The following is a 20,236-nucleotide window of genomic DNA, read 5'->3' on the forward strand; positions in this document are numbered from 1 at the left end:
GGTCGCGCCCGTTTTTGTTTATGGAGCACGGCTATGTCCGCTGAAGCGCTGAAGACGCTTTTTCATCCGTTCGCTGCCGAGGCTCTTTCCCCACCGCGCAAGGGCGAGCACATCCTCTTCATTGGCGCCGAACCTGGCCTGCGCTTGCCGCCGGCTTTCGAGGCTACGATGCATCTCGTACAGGGCTTCCGGCCGTATTTCCGTGCGTTGCAGGCGGCGGGCTTCACGGTCACGCCGCAATCGACCGGCGACCGTTTTGATGCCGCGCTCGTGCTCGCCGGCCGCCATCGCGGTCAGAACGAACTGCGCATCGCCGAGGCTTTCGAGCGCGTGGACGAGGGTGGATTGATCGTCATTGCCGGCGGCAAGGAGGATGGCATCGCCAGCCTGCGCAAGCGCGTCGGCGATCTCGCGCCGCTTGATGGCCACATGCCGAAATATCACGGCATTGCCTTCTGGCTGCGCCGCCCGGCCGACACGCAAGCCGCCGCCGCGCTACGCGCTGCCAATCCCGCCTTGCTGGTTGGCGAGCGGTTCCACACCGCACCCGGCATGTTCTCCTTCGATCGCGTCGATGCCGGTTCGAAACTGCTGGTCGAGAACTTGCCCGGCGATCTGCGTGGCAGTGCGGCCGATTTCTGCGCCGGCTGGGGCTACGTGGCGGCGGAGATGGCTGCCCGCTCGCGGGGCTTGTCGGCCCTCGATCTTTACGAGGCCGATTTCGATGCGCTGGAGGCGGCCAGGGGCAATCTCGGCAACACCGTGGCGCAGGGCTTCTTCTGGATGGATCTGCTCGCCGAGCCTGTCGAGCGCCGTTACGACGTCATCGCCATGAACCCGCCCTTCCATCGCAGCCGTGCGGCGGAGCCGGAGATTGGTGCCGGCATGATCCGCGCGGCAGCCAAGGCCCTGAAGCCCGGTGGACGCCTGTTCATGGTCGCCAACCGGCAGCTTCCTTACGAGCCGGTGCTGTCGGCCGCCTTTGCCAGTCATGCGGAGCTTGCCCGCGACGGCATGTTCAAGGTGTTTGCCGCGCGCAGGTAATGCGGAGCGGGGGGTTATCAATGCAGGTTGGCGACGCGCCTCATGTCGTCGGCGACATGCCCGTCGCCAACGCTGATCTTGAGCGGTGCTGGCCGGCCGAACAGGTAGCCTTGCACCACCTCGCAGCCGGCGGCCCGCAGCAGCGTCGCCTGGCTTTCGGTCTCGACGCCTTCGGCGATGATGCTGACGCCGAGCGCCCGCGACAGCCCGACAATGGTCGACACGACCGCGCCGGAGCTGGCATCGGTATCGATGCGGTTGACGAAGGAACGGTCGATCTTCAGCTTGCCGAACGAGAAGTCGATCAGATAGCTGAGATTGGAATAGCCGGTGCCGAAATCATCGACGGCGACCGAGATTCCCATCTCGGCAAGTTCTTTCAAGATGATGGCCGCGCGGTCGCGGTCCTGCATCATCGCCGTCTCGGTGACTTCCAGTTCCAGCCGTGACGGCTTGATGCCGGTGGCCCGCATCGTGTCGCGCACAATGCCGACGAAGTCCTTGGTCATGAACTGGACCGGCGAGATGTTGACGGCGACGAAACAGTCGTCAGGCAGATGGCGGGCATCGCTGCAGGCCTTGCGCAGAACCCATTCGCCGATCGGGTTGATCATGCCGGTCTCCTCGGCGATCTGGATGAACTCCATCGGCGGGATCATGCCGCGTTCGGGATGCTTCCAGCGGATCAATGCCTCGTAGCCGACGATGCGGCCGGTCGGGAGGTCGAGCTGCGGCTGATAGTGCAGGTCGAAATCGCCGCGTTCAAAGGCGCTATGCAGCTCGGATTCGACCCATTGGCGATGGTCGGCCACGCGTCCCATCTCGCTGTCGAAGACCGACCAGTTGCCAACCCCTCTGGCACGCGCATTCTGCAGCGCCAGGTTGGAGCGCCGCAGGATAAGGACCGGATCGATACCGTCCTTGGGCATCGCCACGATGCCGACCGACAGGCTCACCGATTGCTGGTGGCTGCCGAGTTCATACGGCTCCATCATCTCGTCGATGAGCCTCTCGACCATGCTTTCCAGGGTTCCCCGGATCAGATGGTCCGGGAGCAGCACCGCGAACTCGCCGGCCCCGATGCGGCCGATCAGGGCGCGCGCGGGCACGCAGTCGTGCAGCCGCCTGGTGAAGGCGCGGATCAGTTCATCGCCCTGGGTGTAGCCGATAGCGTCGTTGATCTGCTTGAACCGGTCAATGTCGATGTCGATCAGGAACACCGGTTCCCCGGTGCGGCTTGTCGCGCATGCCGCCTCGGCGATCTTGCCGACCATGGCCGAGCGCGCCAGCAGTCCGGTCAGCTTGTCGAAATGGGTTTCGTTGAAGACGAAATCGGCCGATTCATCGATGCCGGCGAAGAAGGACATTGCCGCCACCGATGCCGCCAGCGCGCAAAGCGCGGCCATCACCGAGACCATCATATCAGCCGATATGCCGGCAAACCCGTCGCCGAGGCCGTGCTTCAGGCCCCAGATGCCGAGGACGAAACTGCCAATGCCCGAACTTGCTATCGTGAGCAGTCGGAACACGGGTGTTCGCTTCGGGTTGCTGATGCCAGGCATGAGAAGGTCCCCAGATGGGGAGCTCTATAGCGGAAATCCCCTTAAAATGAGTTTCCGCGAATGAATCCAATTTTACTGGAGAGGATTATTTTCTTTACTGGCAAAGGACCCCACTTGGGGACGCTTCAGTCACGCCCGCCATCCGTCTGCTTCAACTCATCGAGTGTCGGCATCGAGACGATATGATAGCCGGAATCGACATAGTGGATCTCGCCGGTGACACCGGAAGCAAGGTCGGACAGGAGATAGAGCGAGGAGCCGCCGACCTCGTCGATCGTCACCGTCCGGCGCAACGGCGAGTTGCGCTGCTGGTAGGAGAACATGTGGCGCGCGTCAGAAATGCCGGCGCCGGCCAGTGTGCGCACCGGACCGGCCGAGATGCCGTTGACCCGGATGCCGCGTGGGCCGTAGTCGTTGGCGAGGTAGCGCACGCTGGCCTCGAGCCCAGCCTTGGCGACCCCCATGACATTGTAGTTCGGCATGACGCGGACCGAGCCGGCATAAGTCAGCGTGATCATCGAGCCGCCGGCAGTCATCAGCGGCGCTGCGTTGCGCGCCACTTCGGTGAAGGAATAGCAGGAGATCACCATGGTGCGGACGAAATTGTCCCGGCTGGTGTCGGCATAGAGGCCTTTCAATTCGTTCTTGTCTGAAAAGCCGATGGCATGGACGACGAAGTCCAGTCCGCCCCACGCCTTGCCGAGCGTCTCGAACGTGGCGGCGACCGAAGCGCTGTCCTCGACGTCGCAGGGAACGACCAGCGAAGCGCCGAGCTTGTCGGCGAGCGGCTTGACGCGGCGGCCGAAAGCCTCGCCCTGATAGGTGAAGGCGAGTTCCGCCCCATGTTCGGACAATTTCCGGGCGATGCCCCAAGCAATCGAATGATCGTTGGCGACACCCATGACAAGCCCACGCTTGCCCTTCATCAATCCGTCCATGGCCGGCAAATCCTTATATAAAAAAACTTGGCCTTATGCGGAATAGCGCTGGAAAACGAGCGTTGCGTTGGTGCCGCCGAAACCGAAGGAATTCGACAGAACGGTGTCGATCCCTGCGTTGTCGATGCGCTTGCGCACGATCGGCATGCCCTCGAATTCCGGATCGAGCGTCTCGATATGGGCGCTTTCGCCGATGAAGCCGCCTTGCATCATCAGGATCGAATAGATGGATTCCTGCACGCCTGCCGCGCCCAGCGAATGGCCGGTCAGCGACTTCGTCGACGTGATGAACGGCATCTTCTCGCCGAACACTTCACGGATCGCGCCCATTTCCTTGGAATCCCCGACCGGCGTCGAGGTGCCGTGGGTGTTGATGTAGTCGACCGGCGTGGAAACCGTCGCCAGCGCCTGGCGCATGCAGCGGACCGCGCCTTCGCCCGAGGGCGCGACCATGTCGAAACCGTCCGAGGTCGCGCCATAGCCGACGATCTCTGCGTAGATCTTGGCGCCGCGCGCCTTGGCATGTTCCAACTCTTCCAGCACCAGCACGCCGGCGCCGCCGGCAATGACGAAGCCGTCGCGATTGGCGTCATAGGCGCGCGATGCGGTCGAGGCCCTGTCGTTGAACTTCGATGACATGGCGCCCATGGCGTCGAACAGGTCCGACATCGTCCAGTCGAGATCCTCGTGGCCGCCGGCAAAGACCATGTCCTGCTTGCCCCACTGGATCAGCTCGTAACCATTGCCGATGCAATGCGCCGAGGTCGAGCAGGCCGAGGAGATCGAATAGTTGACGCCATGGATTTTGAACCACGTGGCCAGCGTCGCCGACGCGGTCGACGACATCGCCTTCGGCACCGCGAAGGGACCGATGCGCTTGGGACTGCCGTTCTTGAGCGTGGTTTCGGCCGCCTCGACGATGGTGCGGGTGGAGGGGCCGCCCGAACCCATGACGATGCCGGTGCGCTCATTGGTGATGTCGCTCTCGCCGAGACCGGCATCCGCGATCGCCTGGTCCATGGCGACGTGATTCCAGGCCGCGCCCTGGCTCAGGAAGCGCATCGCGCGGCGGTCGATCATGGCGGAAGGGTCGAGCGTCGGCGCGCCCCAGACCTGGCAGCGGAAGCCATGCTCGGCAAAGGAATCGGAAAAGCTGATGCCGGATCTGGCATCATGCAGCGAGGTCTGCACCTCGTTGGCATTGTTGCCGATCGACGACACGATGCCGAGGCCTGTGACTACGACACGTCTCATTCGCAACTCCTTCCAGGGATGCTGGCCAATGGGCGGGCCAGGGCTGCGGTCAAGCGACCGCCGACTGCTTTGACAGGCCGACCTTCAGGTCCGTCGCCGCATATATGGGCTCGCCATCCGCCTTCATCCAGCCATCAGCGATGCCGAGCACCAGCCGGCCGCGCATCACACGCTTGAAATCCACGCCATACTCGACCTTCTTGACCGATGGCGTGACCATGCCCTTGAACTTGACCTCTCCGGTCGACAGCGCCATTCCCCTGCCGGGTTCGCCAAGCCAGCCGAGGTAAAAACCCGTCAATTGCCACAGGGCGTCCAGGCCGAGACACCCAGGCATGATCGGATTGCCGATGAAATGACAGGCAAAGAACCACAGGTCGGGCTTGATATCGAATTCCGCGCGGATGAAACCCTTATCGAAGGCGCCGCCGGTCTCGCTGACCTCGGTGATACGATCGAACATCAGCATCGGCGGGTAGGGCAGCTGGGCATTGCCCTCTCCGAACAGCTCGCCGCGGGCGCAGGCCAGCAATTCTTCGTAGTCGTAGCTGGATTTCGAACCCGCCATCAATTTCGTCCCCATATCGTCCGGGCGGTAGCGTGCCCTTGTCGTTGGTGTCCTAACACAATCTGTTTCAGGCCGGAAACCGGCGTTTGCGCTTAACCCGCCAGTCCGCCCGGGTCAATGCGCGCTATTGATCGCATTCGGGCGACAGAATATATCTCAACAGGGGTCCGGTTTCGGCAGACATTCATTTTTTTGCCATTCTGGGCGTGTCTTGAAGCGGGACTGTGAGTTTGGAAGACCAGATGGACCGGGGCTGCCGGAAGGAAAATGTCGCTGTGGACAAGCGGGTACGTGAAGCCGGCCTGAGGCCGACGCGTCAGCGCATTGCGCTGGCCGACCTGCTTTTCGCCAAGGGCGACCGCCATCTGTCGGCTGAGGAACTGCACGAGGAGGCGCAGGCCGCCGGCGTGCCGGTGTCGCTGGCCACCGTCTACAACGCGCTTCACCAGTTTACCCAGGCGGGGCTGCTGCGCATCCTCGCCGTCGAGGGTTCCAAGACCTATTTCGACACCAATACCTCCGACCACCACCATTTCTACATCGAAGGCGAAAACAGGATTTTCGACATCGCCAACGGCCCGGTCACGGTCACCAACCTGCCGGATCCGCCCGAAGGCATGGAAATCGCCAATGTCGATATCGTGGTGAGGCTGCGTCCCAAGCGTCCGGAATGACCGGCGAGGCCGGAATAATGGGCCAGGGCCAGAACAATCCGTCAGGCCCGAATAATCGGTCTGGCCCGAATAATCGGTCTGGGATGAAGCCCCTCGATTGGATAGTCCGGCTCGAATGGGCTGTCGTGGCGGCGGTTGCGGTCGTCTTCTATGGCGCGACAGGCGTCTCCTGGTGGCTCTTAGCGTTGCTCATCCTGGCGCCGGACCTCTCGATGCTGGGTTATCTCGGTGGCCCGCGCATCGGCGCCATCGCCTACAATGCCTTGCACACCCTGATCGTACCGGTGCTTCTGCTGCTTGCTGGGCATCTCGCCGGCAGTGCGGTCGGCAGCGCCATCGCACTGATCTGGATCGCCCATATCGCGATCGACCGTGCACTGGGTTACGGCTTGAAGCTGTCGACAGGATTTCAGGACACCCATCTTGGCCCTATCGGGCGCAAACGCGAGACGTTCAGTCCTTGACCCGCTCGCCCGGATAAGCGCCCCAGACGACCGACTGGGCAAGCCAGCCGGTGTGGCCGTCGAGCGTCATTTCGCACCACTGGCCGTCGCAGGACTTGATCATGCCCATCACGCCGGGTTCGACGATCGCCACCACCCTGGCATCCTTGTCGGGAGCTTTCAGAAGATTGATCTGGCCGCCCTTGCCGCGCTGCCAGGGCGCGACGATCGCTGTGCGCCGGCCCGAAAGCAGCGACTGGTTGATCCACCCTTCCGAGCCGTCGGCGTCGCGAACCCGCCGCCACGTATCGAACTCCTGGATGATCTCCATCGGCAGGCCAGCCTTCATATACATCCAGTCGACGGAATAGTTGGCGCCGGGGCCGACGCGCGAGTTGACGCGGCCGGATTTCAGGCTGACGAATCGCGGCAGCGGCAGCCCGCTCGGTCCGAGCGTGATGGCGCTCTGGGCTGGGGCGGCCGCGCTCTGCGCGCCGGCAAGCGGAGAATAGAGGAGAGCGCCGAGAAATGCTGCGCTGAGGGCCAGGCGAAGCGACGCGAAACCAGACACTTTCGTTCCTTTCGGCGCCGGCCCGACGGCTGCGGCACCCCTTTTTCTTTGTCTTCGGCGGCACCGCTTGTTACATGGGTAAATCGGCTACCGCGACCAGCTTTCAGTTTCGCCGGTCTTGGTTAAAGAGGTCTCAACGAGGGAAACAATGCCAGGCAAAAAGAAGCCTCTCGTGGTCATCACGCGAAAGCTGCCCGACCCGGTCGAGACCCGCATGCGCGAACTGTTCGACGCAAGACTGAATGTCGAGGACAGGCCGATGACGCAGCCGGAACTGGTCGCCGCGGTCAAGGAAGCCGACGTGCTGGTACCGACCGTGACCGACCAGATCGATGCCGCGCTGATCGCCCAGGCCGGCGACAACCTCAAGCTGATCGCCAATTTCGGCAATGGCGTCGACAAGATCGACGTGGCGGCGGCGGCCAAGAGGGGCATCACCGTCACCAACACGCCCAACGTGCTCACCGAAGATACCGCCGACATGACGATGGCGCTGATGCTGGCCGTACCGCGCCGGCTGGCGGAAGGCGCCAGCGTGCTTACCGGCGACAAGAAATGGGCCGGCTGGTCGCCGACCTGGATGCTTGGCCGGCGCATCTGGGGGAAACGGCTCGGCATTGTCGGCATGGGCCGCATCGGCACCGCCGTTGCCAAGCGGGCCAAGGCTTTCGGCTTGTCCATCCACTATCACAACCGGCATCGCGTGCTGCCGGCGGTCGAAGATGGGCTAGAGGCGACCTATTGGGAGAGTCTCGACCAGATGCTCGCCCGCATGGACATCATCTCGGTCAATTGTCCGTCGACGCCGGCAACCTTCCATCTTCTGTCAGCACGGCGGCTGGCGTTGCTGCAGCCCACCGCCTACATCGTCAACACCGCCCGCGGCGACATCATCGACGAAGAAGCGCTGGTCAAGCTGATCCAGGACGGCAAGATCGCCGGCGCCGGCCTCGACGTTTACGAGCACGAGCCGGCCCTGAACGGCAAGCTCTTGAAGCTCGCCGCCAGGAACAAGGTCGTGCTTCTGCCGCATATGGGCTCGGCCACGCTCGAGGGCCGTATCGACATGGGCGAGAAGGTCATCATCAATATCCGCGCCTTCGTCGATGGCCATCGCCCGCCAGACCGCGTGCTGCCGCTCAGAACCTGAAAACCCTCCAGGCGTAGGCTCGCCGTTTATGAGATCGTTTTGCGCATGGTGATGGACGTCGGCCTGTCATAACCCTCATGCGCCGTCCGTTCGGTCTCGCGAAAGCCGAGCCGGGCAAAGGCGGCATGATTTGCGGTGAGCTCGATCCTCGTCTCGAGATGGATGGCGGACTTGCCGCGGCTGCGGGCCAGATCCTCGGCCGCTTGCATCAGCCGCCGGCCAATGCCTTGCCCTTGGCGGTCCGGGGCGACGGCGAGCTTGCCGATATAAAAACCGTCAGCCCTTTCAAGGGCAAAAACGCAGCCCACGATTCTATCGTCGCCGTCGAGTGCCAGAAAGCCCGTCTCCCGCAGGGCCTTGGCGCGTAGCGCATCGACTGTGAGCAGGTGAGCCGACGACGGCGGGTCGATGATGCCGTCCATGAAGGCGAAGGCACGCATGATGAGGGCAAGCACATCACCCCAGCGGCCGAAATCGGCCGGGATCTGCGTGATCGAAATACGGGATTGTTCCAAGATCAGCGTCTCTTGTAGCGGATCGTCTCGAAACGCGCGGCCAGCGCATCATAGAGCAGCAGCCGGCCGATGAGCGGCTCGCCTATGCCGGTCACCAGCTTGATCGCCTCCATCGCCTGCAGCGTGCCGATGACCCCCGTCAGTGCGCCGAGCACCCCGGCCTCCGCACAGGACGGCACCAGGCCCGGCGGCGGGGCTTCGGGAAACAGATCCCGATAGCTCGGGTTTGGCTTGCCGTCGCTGCCGTTTTCGAAAGGCTTCAGCACGGTCACCGAGCCGTCGAAACGTCCGACGGCTGCATGCACCAGCGGCTTCCCTTCGGCCGCGCAGGCATCGGCCACCACATAACGTGTCTCGAAATTGTCGGACCCATCGACGACGATATCGTACTTGGCCACGAGGGCAGGTGCGTTCTCCGCGGTCAGCCGGAATGTGTGCGTTTCGGCTAATATGTTGGGATTGATACGGCCGATCGCCGCCTCGGCGCTCTGGGTTTTCAGCATGCCGATCGTATCGGTGCCATGGATGACCTGACGTTGCAGGTTGGAGAGCGAAACTGTGTCGTCGTCGATCACGCCGAGCGTGCCGACGCCGGCCGCGGCGAGATATTCAAGCACCGGCGCACCGAGCCCGCCGGCGCCGATCACCAGGACCCGCGCCTGCTTGAGCTTCTGCTGGCCCGCGCCGCCGACCTCCGGCAGCACGATGTGGCGGGCATAACGTTCGATCTCGTCGGCGGTGAGCGCAGTGGTCATATCAGGACCATATAGCGGCCGAAAAACCTTGTCAGGGGTCTTCGGTTGGCCCAATCGTGCCGTGGTCGACCGTCAGGAACTGCGCGCGGCCATGCAGACTGGAAAACAGCGCCGCATCGGTTCCCGTCATGAAAGCCTGGCAGTTCAGTTCCTCCAGGATCGAGAACAGTGCCGCGCGGCGACCGCCATCGAGGTGCGCCGCGATCTCGTCGAGCAAAAGGATCGGCGTCAGGCCGGACATTTCGCCGGTCAGCCGGGCATGCGACAGCACGATACCGACCAGCAGTGCCTTCTGTTCGCCGGTCGAGCAAAGTTCGGCCGGCATGGCCTTGGGCCGGTGCCGGACCACGAGGTCCGAGCGGTGCGGGCCCTCGAGGGTGCGTCCGGCGGCACGGTCACGGTCACGGCCATCGGCAAGCGCCCGTCGGAACCGCTCCTCGACATCGACCGCTGGTGCATTGGCAATCCCGGCCTCCAGGTCACCCGAAAGGCCGATATCGGCCTGCGGAAATGGCCCCGTGTCGGGCAGCCTGCCGATCATGGCGGCCAGCAGCCGCACCATTTCGGCGCGCGCCGCGGCGATCGCCACGCCGGTCTCCGCCATCTGCGTCTCTATCGCCTCGAACCAGCCGGCATCGCGTGAGCCTTCCGTCAGCAAACGGTTACGGCCCCGCATCGCCTTCTCGTAGTCGAGCGCACGCTGGCCGTGTCCGGGATCGATCGCCAGCACCAGCCGGTCGAGAAAGCGCCGGCGATCCGCGGCCGGTCCGGTGAACAACGAATCCATCGCCGGCGTCAGCCACACGACCCGCAGCCACTCCAGCATGTCCTCGGCCCGGGCGGCGGCTCCGTTTATGCGCACCCGCCTGCCGCTCTCCGCCGTGTCGCCTCCGGAAATGCCGGTGCCGATCTCGACCTCGCCGTCAGGTCCGTGGAGCCGGGCATGCAGGGCAAAGCCGCCATCGCCACCCTCACGTGCCACATCCGCGTAAGGCGCGCGGCGCAAGCCGCGCCCCGGGGTCAAAAAGGAGATCGCTTCGAGGAGATTGGTCTTGCCGGCACCATTGTCGCCGGAAAAGATCACGGCGCCAGGAGCAACATCTATCGCCAGGCTTGCATAGTTGCGAAAATTGGTAAGCATAAGCTTACTTATGTGGGTTTGTACCGGCAACCGCTATCCGCCTGTGGAAGTCACCGCAACCAATATCCACCGCCGGTCGTATCGTCAGGCGACGCCGGGCCGGCTATACTCGCATCGGCATCAGCACGTAAAGCGCGGTCTCGTCGGCCATGTCGTGGATCAGTGTTGGCGAACCGGCATCGGCCAGCATGAATTTGGCTTCCGTGCCGGTCAGCTGCGCGGCGACATCGAGCAGATATTTCGCGTTGAAGCCGATCTCGATCGGGTCGGACGAATAGTCTGCAGCCAGTTCTTCCGTGGCGCTGCCTGAATCCGGATTGTTGACGGCAAGCGTCACCTGGCCTTCGCTGATCGAGAGCTTCACCGCACGGCCGCGTTCGGAAGAGATGGTCGAGACGCGGTCGACCGCGGCAGCGAAGCTCTGGCGGTCGAGGATTAGCTTCTTGTCGTTGCCGGTCGGAATGACGCGCTGATAGTCCGGGAAGGTGCCGTCGATCAACTTCGAGGTCAGGACGACGCTGCCGATGGTGAAGCGGATCTTGGTGTCGGACAGTTCGGTGGTCACGGCGACATCCGGATCATCGACCAGCTTCTGCAACTCACTCACCGTCTTGCGCGGAATGATAATGCCCGGCATGCCCTCCGAACCCGCCGGGGCGTCGATCTCGGCGCGCGCCAGGCGATGGCCGTCGGTTGCCACCGAGCGCAGCTTCAGCTTGCCACCGACTTCATGCGTGTGCAGGTAGATACCATTGAGATAGTAGCGCGTCTCCTCGGTGGAGATGGCGAACTGCGTCTTCTCGATCAGGCCCTTCAACGCCACCGCATCGAGACGGAAAATATGCGAGAAGGATCCCGCCGAAAGCTCGGGAAAGTCGGATTGCGGCAGACATTGCAGGCGGAAGCTGGAGCGGCCCGACGTAACCGTCATGGCGTTGCCGTCCTCATCCGTCTTCAGCATCACCTCGGCGCCGTCTGAAAGCTTGCGCACGATGTCATAGAGCAAGTGCGCGGGGACGGTCGTCGCGCCGCCGCGCTCGACCTTGGCGGGCGTCGCTTCCGTCACCTCCAGGTCGAGGTCGGTGGCCTTCATTTCGAGGCTGGCGCCTTCGGCGCTGAGCAGCACGTTGGACAGGATCGGTATGGTGTTGCGCCGTTCGACCACGCGGTGGACGTGGTTGAGCGACTTCAGGAGATTTGACCGTTCCAGGATAACACGCATGACGAAACAGGCTCGCTTGAATGAATGAACGGGTCTCCGGCTACCGGCGCCCCGCAAAAGGTCTGAACAGGCTTCAGAATCTACGCAAACTGACAGGAAAAAACCAGTGAGCGCAAGCCCGCGCCACCGGTTCGGGCCGGTTACGCGGGCTTTCTGGGGATAAAGCTGGCCAACCCTGCAAGCCGGCCGTTCTGGGCCGGTCAGGCCTGGTCGTTGATCAGCCTTCTCAGCAATTCCAGTTCCTGCGCCAGCGTGTTGTCATTGCCGGACAGGTCCTCGATCTTGCGCACGGCGTGCAGCACCGTCGTGTGGTCGCGGCCGCCGAAACGCCGCCCGATCTCCGGCAGCGAGCGCGGCGTCATCACCTTCGACAGGTACATGGCGACCTGCCGCGGCTTGACGATGGTGCGCGTGCGCCGGTTGGACAGCAATTCCGTCTTCGAGACGTTGTAGTGGCGCGCGACGATGCGCTGGATGTCCTCGATGCGGACCCGCTTCGGCTCGCCCGTGCGATAGATATGGCCGAGGATCTCGTCGATGCGGTCGATGGTGATCTGCGGCTCGAACGACTGGCGAAACAAGAGCTGGTTGAAGGCGCCTTCCAGTTCACGTCCGCTACCGGTCACGGTGCGGGCAACGTGGTTGAGGATCTCTTCGGAAATGTCGAGCGATGCATCGTCGATCCTGGCTGTGGCTAGGCGCAGTTTGAGCATGCCGAGCCGCATGGCGAAATCGGGTGCCGACATTTCGAGCGCGACGCCGCCATTGAGGCGCGAACGGACCCGCGGCTCGAGCGATTCCAGCTCCGACGGTGGCCGGTCGGCCGCGACGACGACCTGCTTGGCGCTGTCGAGCAGCATGTTGATCAGATGGCAGAATTCATGCTGGATCGACTTGCCCTGCAGGAACTGCATGTCGTCGATGATCAGGAGGTCGATGTCGCGCAGCTGCTCCTTGAGCGTCAATGCGTTGTTGTCGCGGATCGCCGTGGCGAAGCGCCACATGAAATACTCCGCGGTGAGATAGACGACGCGCGACTTCGGGTTCTGCTTCAGCGATTCCGCGGCGATGGCTTGCAAGAGGTGCGTCTTGCCGAGCCCGACGGTGGCATGCAGGAAAAGCGGATTGAAGCGCACCGCGCTCGACTGAGATTCCGCCACGGCCTTGGCGGCGGCGAAGGCGACGCGGTTCGAGGGCCCTTCGATGAAGGAGCCGAACGTGTAACGCGGATCAAGCGGTGATCCCAGCACATTGTGGCGGAACTCGCTCTCGACCGGCACACCCGGACGCGGCACGGGAGACCGCTCCACCCTGCCTGGGCTGACCGTGCCGGCGGCCAGCGCCGTCTGCGTCTGCCGCGTCATCTTGCGCGCCGGCGCCAATTCCGGTTCGGGCTGGCTGCGCCCCTGACGGGTCGCGGTGCGCACGATGATCTCGATCTTGAGAAGCTCGGGATCCTCGTGCTTCCACAGCTCGGAAATGAGATCGTGATAGTGGCCGTTGATCCACGAGCGCAGGAACGCGGTGGGCACGGAGATGCGGACAATGCCCTTGGAAGCTTCCGCGACCTTCATGCGGCCGAACCAGCTGGAATAGACTTCGGTTCCCAGGCGCGCCTTCAACTGGGCCTTGACCCGGTCGAACTTCTGTTCCGCGTCGCTGGAGACCGCCATCTCGTTTGCTCCGATCAAAGTTCCAGGAAATGGGAGGTCGCCCGTAAGCTCCCTTTCGATGCCGCTCTGCATGATCGAGTTCCTTGCCTTTCTGTACCCGTTTTTCGCTGGGGATGCGCCTCCTGCACCCTTTTTCCAGCGACCGTGTCTTCGCTACGATGCCCGTTGCCGCCGCCGGCAATGAACGTCGCCCACCATCCAAGGGAACCGGTGCCGGCTCATGGAAGCCAGCCCGCGTTGGGTATGTCAGGGCAATACAACACCGTCCGGCGAAAGAGCGCCGGCGCGCCGTCCTACCTGCCATGTCTAGTTACGCCAGTCCCCTACCGTATCGAAAAAGAGCAAACCATACCCGTCCGCGGATTTGATCCGCGTCGCAAATCCCGCCAATTTAAGCTGGCCGCGTCAGGCTGGGTTAAGGGCCAGAGGCCCGTCTCCTTCGATAGATCGGACATTACCGAAATCGCTGTGGATAGGGCAAGGCCACGTCTAACGGATTTTTAAGGAATCTGGTTACCTCGGGCGGGTTGGAGCGCCATGCCGCAGTGCTGTATTTTAACAAAGCCATTGTGATTCAAACCCTTTTCCGACGAATATGAAAAAGCCGGACCGGCGCGAAATTTTCTGAAATAATTCACTTGACAGCCAGTTGTCCTCCCGTCCCTTCGGCGCGTTGTGGACAAGCTGTGGATGACCATCGCTAAATATTTGAAAAGTATCGGTTATTTCTGATGGACATGGTTTTTAAAGTCGACGCTTTTCAAGCGTTCCGATCATCAGCGGGCATGAATGTGCCGGCAAACCATTTCAAACTGTGGACGCTGCATTTGCAGTTGTTCCGGCTATTCTTTTTAAGTACTTGCCGGCAAACGAAAAAACCCGGCGTGATCGGCCGGGTTCGAAGAAGATCGTCCTGAGAAGGCGATCTCAGGCCGACAGCACCTTGAGGCGCTGGGCGAGGCGCGATACCTTGCGGGACGCCGTGTTCTTGTGGATCACGCCTTTCGTCGCGGCGCGCATCAATTCCGGCTCGGCAGCCTTGAAGGCGGCCTGTGCTGCGGCCTTGTCGCCCGAGGCGAGTGCCTCCTCGACCTGGCGGACGTAGGTGCGGACGCGCGAGCGGCGGTTTTTGTTGATCGCCGCGCGGCGGGCGATCTTGCGCGTTGCCTTTTTGGCCGAGGATGTGTTGGCCATGATGCCTCTCTTCTGGTCTGGTCGGCGCACGCGGCGTGCCGCAGGGCGCAAAAAACAAACGGGCAGCCACGGGGCCGCCTCGGTTGGTGGGGCTTATAGTTCAGCTTTTCCGGCGCGTCAACGCCGCCTGGCGTTCTTTTTGGCCGATGCCACGGGTTTCGGTCGCTGACCCCCGACGCACTACCGGTTGGTGAAATTCGGCTTCCGCTTTTCGGCGAACGCCGCCATGCCTTCCTTCTGGTCTTCGAGCGCGAAAAGCGAATGGAACAGGCGGCGTTCGAAGCGCAATCCTTCGGCAAGCGTCGTCTCATAAGCCCGGTTGACGGCTTCCTTGGCCATCATCACCGACGGCAGTGAGAAATCGGCGATTTTGGCCGCCGCCTTGACGGCCTCCTCGACCAGCTCGCCGGCCGGAACGACCCGCGACACAAGGCCCGAACGTTCGGCCTCGGCGGCATCCATCATCCGTCCGGTCAGGCACATGTCCATCGCTTTCGATTTACCGACGAACCGGGTCAGGCGCTGCGACCCGCCCATGCCGGGAATGACACCGAGCGTGATCTCCGGCTGGCCGAATTTGGCCGTGTCGGCGGCAATGATGAAATCGCACATCATCGCCAGTTCGCACCCGCCACCGAGCGCATAGCCGGCCACCGCCGCTATGATCGGCTTTCGCGCCCGCGTGAACTCTTCCCAGCCGACGAAGAAGTCCTGGCTGTAGGCATCCGCATAGGAGATTGCCTGCATCTCCTTGATGTCGGCACCCGCGGCAAAGGCCTTGTCGGAGCCGGTAACAACCATGGCGCCGATGCCAGGATCGGCGCAGAAAACATTCACGGCTGCGACGAGTTCGGCGAGGATCTGGGAATTCAATGCGTTGAGCGCCTTTGGCCGGTTCAGCGTGATCAGTCCGACCTTACCGCGCCTCTCGGTGATGATCGTCTCATAGGCCATGGCTGTTCCTCCTTTGCTCGACACCGGTCTAGCTCACGTCTGACAGGTCCGGCAATAGAAGGTCGAGCGACCGCTCTGCACGATACGTTCGACATGGCCGCCGCAGCCAGGCTTGGGGCAAGGCTCACCCTCGCGGTCGTAGACGGCGAAGGAATGCTGGAAATAACCCAGCGATCCATCGGTGTGCATATAGTCGCGCAGTGAAGACCCGCCGGCCGCGATGGCATCTGATATGACCGAGCGGATCGCCTCGGCGAGGCGTTCGCTTTGTTCCCTGGCCTTCTTGCCTGGCCTGGCGATGGTGCCCGCCTCACGTCGCGGTGACAGGCCGGCGCGCCAGAGCGCCTCCGAGACATATATATTGCCTAAGCCGGCGATCAGCCTCTGGTCGAGAAGCGCTGCCTTGAGCGGCGAGCTGCGGCCTTTCAGCAACGAGGCAAGCAGAACGCCGTCCAGTGCATTGCCGGTCGGTTCGACGCCCAGTCCGGCGAGCATCGGATGCGTCTCCGGCGGCTCTTGCGCAAACAGCATGAAACCGAAGCGGCGCGGATCGTTGAAGATCACACGTGACCGCCTGCCGGCCGCGGAAACGACATGGAACACGACATGATCGTGTGCCGCGCTTTTCGAGCGCTCATGGTGGAACACGCCAGGTGTCTCGTCGTCGTCGCCGGTCTCGATGCGAAAGGAGCCGGACATGCCGAGATGGCAGATCAGCACCGGACCGCCCAGCATATGCATGGTCAGATATTTGGCCCGCCGTCCAAGCGCCGTGATCGTCCTGCCGGTCAGCCGCTCCGAAAACCGTTCGGGGAAGGGGAACCGCAGGTCGGGCCGTCTCATCTCGACCTCGGCCAGGTGGGCACCTTCCAGGACCGGCCGCAGACCGCGCCGGACCGTTTCGACTTCGGGTAATTCAGGCATGGCCGCCAATCGAGGCATAAAAGGATATGCCGTTGCGGCCGCGCGTCAACGCGAGATGTTCGGCAACGGTCTCGCCGATATCGGCAAATGTCGCCCTAAGCCCTATGTCGCCGCCTTTGAGGCCGGGTCCAGTGCCGATGACCGGAATGCGTTCACGCGTATGGTCGGTGCCGCGCCAGGTCGGATCGTTGCCGTGATCGGCGGTCAGGATGAGAAGGTCGCCCTGCTTCAGCTTCGCGAAGGCCTCCGGCAGTCTCCGGTCGAAGGCCTCGAGCGCGGCGGCATAACCGGCGACGTCGCGGCGATGGCCGAATTCGGTATCGAAATCGACGAAATTGGCGAAGACGATATCGCCGTCGGTGGCCTCGTCCATCGCGACCAGCGCCTGGTCGAACATGGCCATGTTGCCCGCGGCCTTGCGAACTTGCGAGATCCCGCGATGGGCGAAGATGTCGCCGATCTTGCCGACGGCGACGACGCGGCTGCCGCGCGCCGTCAGCCGGTCGAGCAATGTCGGCTCGGGTGGCGGCACGGCGTAGTCGTGGCGATTGTAGGTTCGCTCGAACGTGGCTGATGTCTCGCCGACGAAGGGGCGCGCGATCACCCGTCCGATCCTCAGCGGGTCGACCAGCCGGCGCACCACCTGACACAATTCATAGAGCCGCTCCAGGCCGAAATGGACCTCATGCGCGGCGATCTGCAGGACCGAATCGACCGACGTGTAGCAAATCGGCTTGCCGGTGCGGATATGTTCCTCGCCGAGCCGCTCGATGATCTCGGTACCCGGCGCATGGCAATTGCCGAGAATGCCGGGCACCTTGCCCTCGCGGATGATCGCCTCGGTCAGGTCGGCCGGGAAGGCGGGAACCGTGTCCGGGAAATAACCCCAGTCGAAGCGCACCGGCAGGCCTGCGATCTCCCAATGGCCGGAAGGCGTGTCCTTGCCGCGCGAAATCTCTTGCGCCGCGCCGTGGAAGGCATTGGCGAGCAGGTCCGTCCCGAAATGCGTAAACCCCAGTCCTGTCGCGGTCTCGGCCGCCTTGCCAAGTCCCAGCGATGCCATATGGGGGACGAACAGCGGTCCCTGACGAAGCCCTTCGCGATCCGCGCGCCCTTCGGCGCAGGCTTCGGCGATGTGCGCCAGCGTGTTGGCGCCGGCATCGCCATAGCTTTCAGCGTCGGCCGCGCCGCCGATGCCGAAGGAATCCAGGACGAAGAGGAAAGCACGCGCCATCGGGTTATTTGTTGCCAGTGTGGACACCCAGACATAGGGTTCCGCGGCGGCCTTGGCAATTCGGAAACCAAACGGCAACGGCTTGGCGCGATAGTCAACTCCATGTCGCCCCAATGTGCCCGGCGGTCTTGGCAACGAGATTCACACAACGATCGGGTGTTGTGACGAGGGATCCATGGACGGAACAAGAGGCGGGACGGTCCTGTCGACTGCGCTCAAGGCATGGACCGCCTTGATGGCGGTGAACGCGTTCTGGTGCGGACCGGCGTGGGCAGACTGGCGCGATGATATAGGCACATTTCGCATCGGCATCGTCGCCGAGCCCGGCGCCGGCAACACCGTTCCGGGGCTGGCGGTGTTGACGCAAGCCTTTACCAATGCGCTCGGCATGAAGATCGAGTTCGTCGTTGCCCACGATTATGCGGCACTGATCGAGGGACAGGCCAATGCACGGATCGAATACGCCATCTATTCGGCGACCGCCTACGCCACGGCGCTGCAACGCTGCGGATGCATCGAGCCGCTCGTGGCTCCGGTCGATTCCGACGGTGTGGCCGGCATCCGCTCGGTACTGCTGACCAGGGATGGTAAACTGCGCGGCTTGGCCGATATGGAGACCCACCGGGTCGCCATATCGGCGCCGGATAGCGTCGGCGGTTCTCTTTTGCCCTTGGCGGGGTTGGCTGCCGAACACGTCGAGATCGCCGAAGATGCACGGTTTCTTGTCCATGCCCCTTCGGCGTCGGCGGCCGAAACCATGCTCGTCGACGGCGAGGCCGACGCCATGTTCGGCTGGGTGAGGGCAGCGGCCGACGGCCAGCCGCGGCTGTCAGGGGGCACGCAGGCAAGGCTCGAGGCATCAGGCCTTTCGGCGTCGGCCCTCCAGGTTGTGTGGACGTCGGGTCTGCTGAGATACGGTCCCCATGCGGTGCGCAGCGATCTCGATCCGGAAGCCAAGCGTCGGCTGACCGTGTTCCTCACCAACCTCAAATCGACGACGCCGGATGTCTACGATCTTCTGGAATCGAAGCATGCCGGCGGCTTCATGCCCGTGGTTTCAAAAGATTATGCCCCGGCGGAGGCCATCGTGCGCCTGGTGTCGGTCGATGGTGGGCGGCGATAAGGTCTTCAGCAGTCGCCGCAAGGAATCGTGACGCTCCTGCGGGGGCGCAGAAAATAGGTTCCGCCCATCGGGATCGTCGTTGTGAGAGATGGGGTCATTCCAAGCTTCTGCTGGCTGTCCGTCGTCCAGCCGATGATCGGCAAATAGTTGAGATTGCTCTCGACGCGGATGAGGAAGGTGCCGGCGACCCTGAGCGTTGCCGGAACCGTGGTCGCGGTGCCAGCGGTGGCTCCGACGCCGTTCACACCGTTGACCACCTTGCGCGACCACACCACCAGCACCCTCGGCGTGGCTTCGGTGGTGATCTGTATGGCCGTGATGGTGATGTTCGGCGTCGAGCGGTTGTAGGGTTGAAGGGTTACGCTGCCGATCTTCATGATGGCATCGAGGTCCGCCTTGACGATGCTCGGCTGTTGCGTCACGAGGTCGGCGACCATGCTGCCGACACGGCTGACCTTCTTGCTTGTCTCGATGGCCTGCGAAGCCTCCAAGGTCATGAAATACATGACCAGCAGGATAGGCGCGATAAGCGCGAACTCGACCGCCGCGACGCCGCGGCGATTGGACCAGAACCTGACCGATTTGGCCCAGAGCCCTGCAATTCCCAGATGTGCCCCCGCACGCATCATACTCATTGCCTTTTTTCTTGTTGGTGCTTGCGTGATAGTCTCAATTGTCGAACGGCTCGTTCTGCCAGGTCACTGAAGCGAAATGCAGGGTTTTGTTACCCCCCATCGATTGCGCCATCAGGTCGGTCATGATCGGCCATTTGTAAAAGACCCGCAGCATGTTCTTTGATTCCGCCGCACCCGCCGTGATGGTAAAGGGCACATCGGCGCCGCTGTTCGTCAGCTTGATGTCACCGCCCTGAATCCTGAAGCCGGCCAAAGCCGCGTCGGCGAACGCCGTGTACTGGCGAAGATCGACGCTCAACTGATTGGGACAATCCTGGGAAACGATGATTTCCAGCTTGTCGCAGATCATGTTCTTCAAACTATCTCCGGCGATGTCGGCGGCCCTCAACTGGCCGGTGCGCAGCCGGCGTGCGACATCGTCAGTGATGTTGGCCATCACCTCCTGGCTGGCAAACGAGATGCAGCTTTCGAGGATGGCGAACACCAGGAGTGCGAACGGCATTGCAAGCAGCGCGAACTCCAGCGCAGTGCTGCCGCGCCGGTCGCGCACGAAGCGCCTGAAAGATCTGGTGCGCTCCATCTTGTGCTGACCTGTCGAGCTGAATTCCATGCTCATGCGATGTTCCTGCCATCCCTGGACGGTGCTGACAGGTCCACTAGCG

At 62.8% G+C, this 20,236-nt stretch carries 21 protein-coding genes; 5 read left to right on the forward strand and 16 right to left on the reverse strand.

Translation table 11 applies throughout. From position 1 onward, the window contains the following. Positions 1 to 33 precede the first annotated feature (33 nt). Positions 34 to 1,044 carry a class I SAM-dependent methyltransferase gene (locus FJ960_RS19320; RefSeq protein WP_140716110.1) on the forward strand — a complete coding sequence of 337 codons (1,011 nt, stop codon included), beginning with the start codon at positions 34 to 36 and terminating at the stop codon, positions 1,042 to 1,044. A 17-nt stretch (positions 1,045 to 1,061) separates the two neighbouring features. Here FJ960_RS19320 and FJ960_RS19325 read toward each other — a convergent pair whose 3' ends face one another. From FJ960_RS19325 to fabA, 4 genes are all read right to left on the reverse strand, one after another. After that, positions 1,062 to 2,606, reverse strand: a complete 1,545-nt coding sequence (locus FJ960_RS19325) for a bifunctional diguanylate cyclase/phosphodiesterase (protein ID WP_140716112.1) — start codon at positions 2,604 to 2,606, stop codon at positions 1,062 to 1,064. Between the two features lie 125 nt (positions 2,607 to 2,731). Beyond that, a complete protein-coding gene (gene fabI, locus FJ960_RS19330; protein ID WP_027142026.1) occupies positions 2,732 to 3,544 on the reverse strand; it encodes an enoyl-ACP reductase FabI in 813 nt (270 codons plus the stop codon). A 33-nt stretch (positions 3,545 to 3,577) separates the two neighbouring features. Further along, complete coding sequence (fabB, locus tag FJ960_RS19335; RefSeq protein ID WP_027142025.1) at positions 3,578 to 4,798, reverse strand: beta-ketoacyl-ACP synthase I; 1,221 nt, start codon at positions 4,796 to 4,798, stop codon at positions 3,578 to 3,580. A 49-nt stretch (positions 4,799 to 4,847) separates the two neighbouring features. Beyond that, a complete protein-coding gene (fabA, locus tag FJ960_RS19340) occupies positions 4,848 to 5,366 on the reverse strand; it encodes a 3-hydroxyacyl-[acyl-carrier-protein] dehydratase FabA (protein ID WP_027142024.1) in 519 nt (172 codons plus the stop codon). Positions 5,367 to 5,608: 242 nt separating this feature from the next. Here fabA and irrA point away from each other — a divergent pair, with 242 nt between their 5' ends. Together irrA and FJ960_RS19350 are read left to right on the forward strand one after the other, a co-directional pair. Continuing rightward, the gene (irrA, locus tag FJ960_RS19345) at positions 5,609 to 6,040 is read left to right on the forward strand and encodes an iron response transcriptional regulator IrrA (RefSeq protein WP_027142023.1); all 432 of its coding nucleotides are present in this window, start codon (positions 5,609 to 5,611) and stop codon (positions 6,038 to 6,040) included. Positions 6,041 to 6,123: 83 nt separating this feature from the next. Continuing rightward, a complete protein-coding gene (locus tag FJ960_RS19350) occupies positions 6,124 to 6,504 on the forward strand; it encodes a DUF4260 family protein (protein WP_027142022.1) in 381 nt (126 codons plus the stop codon). Here the strand turns inward: FJ960_RS19350 and FJ960_RS19355 are convergent. After that, positions 6,494 to 7,054, reverse strand: a complete 561-nt coding sequence (locus FJ960_RS19355; protein WP_140716114.1) for an SH3 domain-containing protein — start codon at positions 7,052 to 7,054, stop codon at positions 6,494 to 6,496. The two genes, FJ960_RS19350 and FJ960_RS19355, sit on opposite strands and share 11 nt — an antisense overlap. A gap of 148 nt (positions 7,055 to 7,202) precedes the next feature. Between FJ960_RS19355 and FJ960_RS19360 the strand changes: the two genes are divergently transcribed. Then, positions 7,203 to 8,204 carry a D-glycerate dehydrogenase gene (locus FJ960_RS19360; RefSeq protein ID WP_027142020.1) on the forward strand — a complete coding sequence of 334 codons (1,002 nt, stop codon included), beginning with the start codon at positions 7,203 to 7,205 and terminating at the stop codon, positions 8,202 to 8,204. 26 nt (positions 8,205 to 8,230) lie between these two features. Here the strand turns inward: FJ960_RS19360 and FJ960_RS19365 are convergent, their stop codons facing one another. The 9 genes from FJ960_RS19365 to FJ960_RS19405 form a co-directional block, all read right to left on the reverse strand. Continuing rightward, on the reverse strand, positions 8,231 to 8,719 hold the full coding sequence (locus FJ960_RS19365; RefSeq protein WP_181174273.1) for a GNAT family N-acetyltransferase: 489 nt from the start codon (positions 8,717 to 8,719) through the stop codon (positions 8,231 to 8,233). Between the two features lie 2 nt (positions 8,720 to 8,721). Next, on the reverse strand, positions 8,722 to 9,474 hold the full coding sequence (locus FJ960_RS19370; RefSeq protein ID WP_140716118.1) for a molybdopterin-synthase adenylyltransferase MoeB: 753 nt from the start codon (positions 9,472 to 9,474) through the stop codon (positions 8,722 to 8,724). A gap of 31 nt (positions 9,475 to 9,505) precedes the next feature. Beyond that, positions 9,506 to 10,645, reverse strand: coding sequence for a DNA replication/repair protein RecF (recF, locus tag FJ960_RS19375; protein ID WP_140716120.1), 1,140 nt, complete (start codon positions 10,643 to 10,645; stop codon positions 9,506 to 9,508). 73 nt (positions 10,646 to 10,718) lie between these two features. Next, positions 10,719 to 11,837, reverse strand: coding sequence for a DNA polymerase III subunit beta (gene dnaN / locus FJ960_RS19380; protein ID WP_027142016.1), 1,119 nt, complete (start codon positions 11,835 to 11,837; stop codon positions 10,719 to 10,721). Positions 11,838 to 12,037: 200 nt separating this feature from the next. Beyond that, positions 12,038 to 13,582: a chromosomal replication initiator protein DnaA gene (gene dnaA / locus FJ960_RS19385; RefSeq protein WP_027142015.1), complete on the reverse strand. Its 1,545-nt coding sequence runs from the start codon at positions 13,580 to 13,582 to the stop codon at positions 12,038 to 12,040. A gap of 855 nt (positions 13,583 to 14,437) precedes the next feature. Then, the gene (gene rpsT, locus FJ960_RS19390) at positions 14,438 to 14,704 is read right to left on the reverse strand and encodes a 30S ribosomal protein S20 (RefSeq protein ID WP_027026587.1); all 267 of its coding nucleotides are present in this window, start codon (positions 14,702 to 14,704) and stop codon (positions 14,438 to 14,440) included. Between the two features lie 180 nt (positions 14,705 to 14,884). After that, complete coding sequence (locus tag FJ960_RS19395; protein ID WP_140716122.1) at positions 14,885 to 15,658, reverse strand: enoyl-CoA hydratase; 774 nt, start codon at positions 15,656 to 15,658, stop codon at positions 14,885 to 14,887. 33 nt (positions 15,659 to 15,691) lie between these two features. Continuing rightward, positions 15,692 to 16,582, reverse strand: a complete 891-nt coding sequence (gene mutM / locus FJ960_RS19400) for a bifunctional DNA-formamidopyrimidine glycosylase/DNA-(apurinic or apyrimidinic site) lyase (RefSeq protein ID WP_140507631.1) — start codon at positions 16,580 to 16,582, stop codon at positions 15,692 to 15,694. Next, positions 16,575 to 17,816 carry a phosphopentomutase gene (locus FJ960_RS19405; RefSeq protein ID WP_140716124.1) on the reverse strand — a complete coding sequence of 414 codons (1,242 nt, stop codon included), beginning with the start codon at positions 17,814 to 17,816 and terminating at the stop codon, positions 16,575 to 16,577. Before FJ960_RS19405 ends, mutM begins: the two co-directional genes overlap by 8 nt. A gap of 202 nt (positions 17,817 to 18,018) precedes the next feature. Between FJ960_RS19405 and FJ960_RS19410 the strand changes: the two genes are divergently transcribed. Further along, positions 18,019 to 18,939, forward strand: a complete 921-nt coding sequence (locus FJ960_RS19410; RefSeq protein WP_181174274.1) for a phosphate/phosphite/phosphonate ABC transporter substrate-binding protein — start codon at positions 18,019 to 18,021, stop codon at positions 18,937 to 18,939. Between the two features lie 5 nt (positions 18,940 to 18,944). On the opposite strand, the gene FJ960_RS19415 is transcribed toward FJ960_RS19410, so the two are convergent. Then, positions 18,945 to 19,568 carry a TadE/TadG family type IV pilus assembly protein gene (locus tag FJ960_RS19415; protein WP_140716223.1) on the reverse strand — a complete coding sequence of 208 codons (624 nt, stop codon included), beginning with the start codon at positions 19,566 to 19,568 and terminating at the stop codon, positions 18,945 to 18,947. Positions 19,569 to 19,608: 40 nt separating this feature from the next. Then, positions 19,609 to 20,190 carry a TadE/TadG family type IV pilus assembly protein gene (locus FJ960_RS19420; RefSeq protein WP_140716225.1) on the reverse strand — a complete coding sequence of 194 codons (582 nt, stop codon included), beginning with the start codon at positions 20,188 to 20,190 and terminating at the stop codon, positions 19,609 to 19,611. Between the last annotated feature and the right edge of the window lie 46 nt (positions 20,191 to 20,236).

This window comes from Mesorhizobium sp. B2-3-11 (assembly GCF_006442215.1).
Classification (GTDB): domain Bacteria; phylum Pseudomonadota; class Alphaproteobacteria; order Rhizobiales; family Rhizobiaceae; genus Mesorhizobium; species Mesorhizobium salmacidum.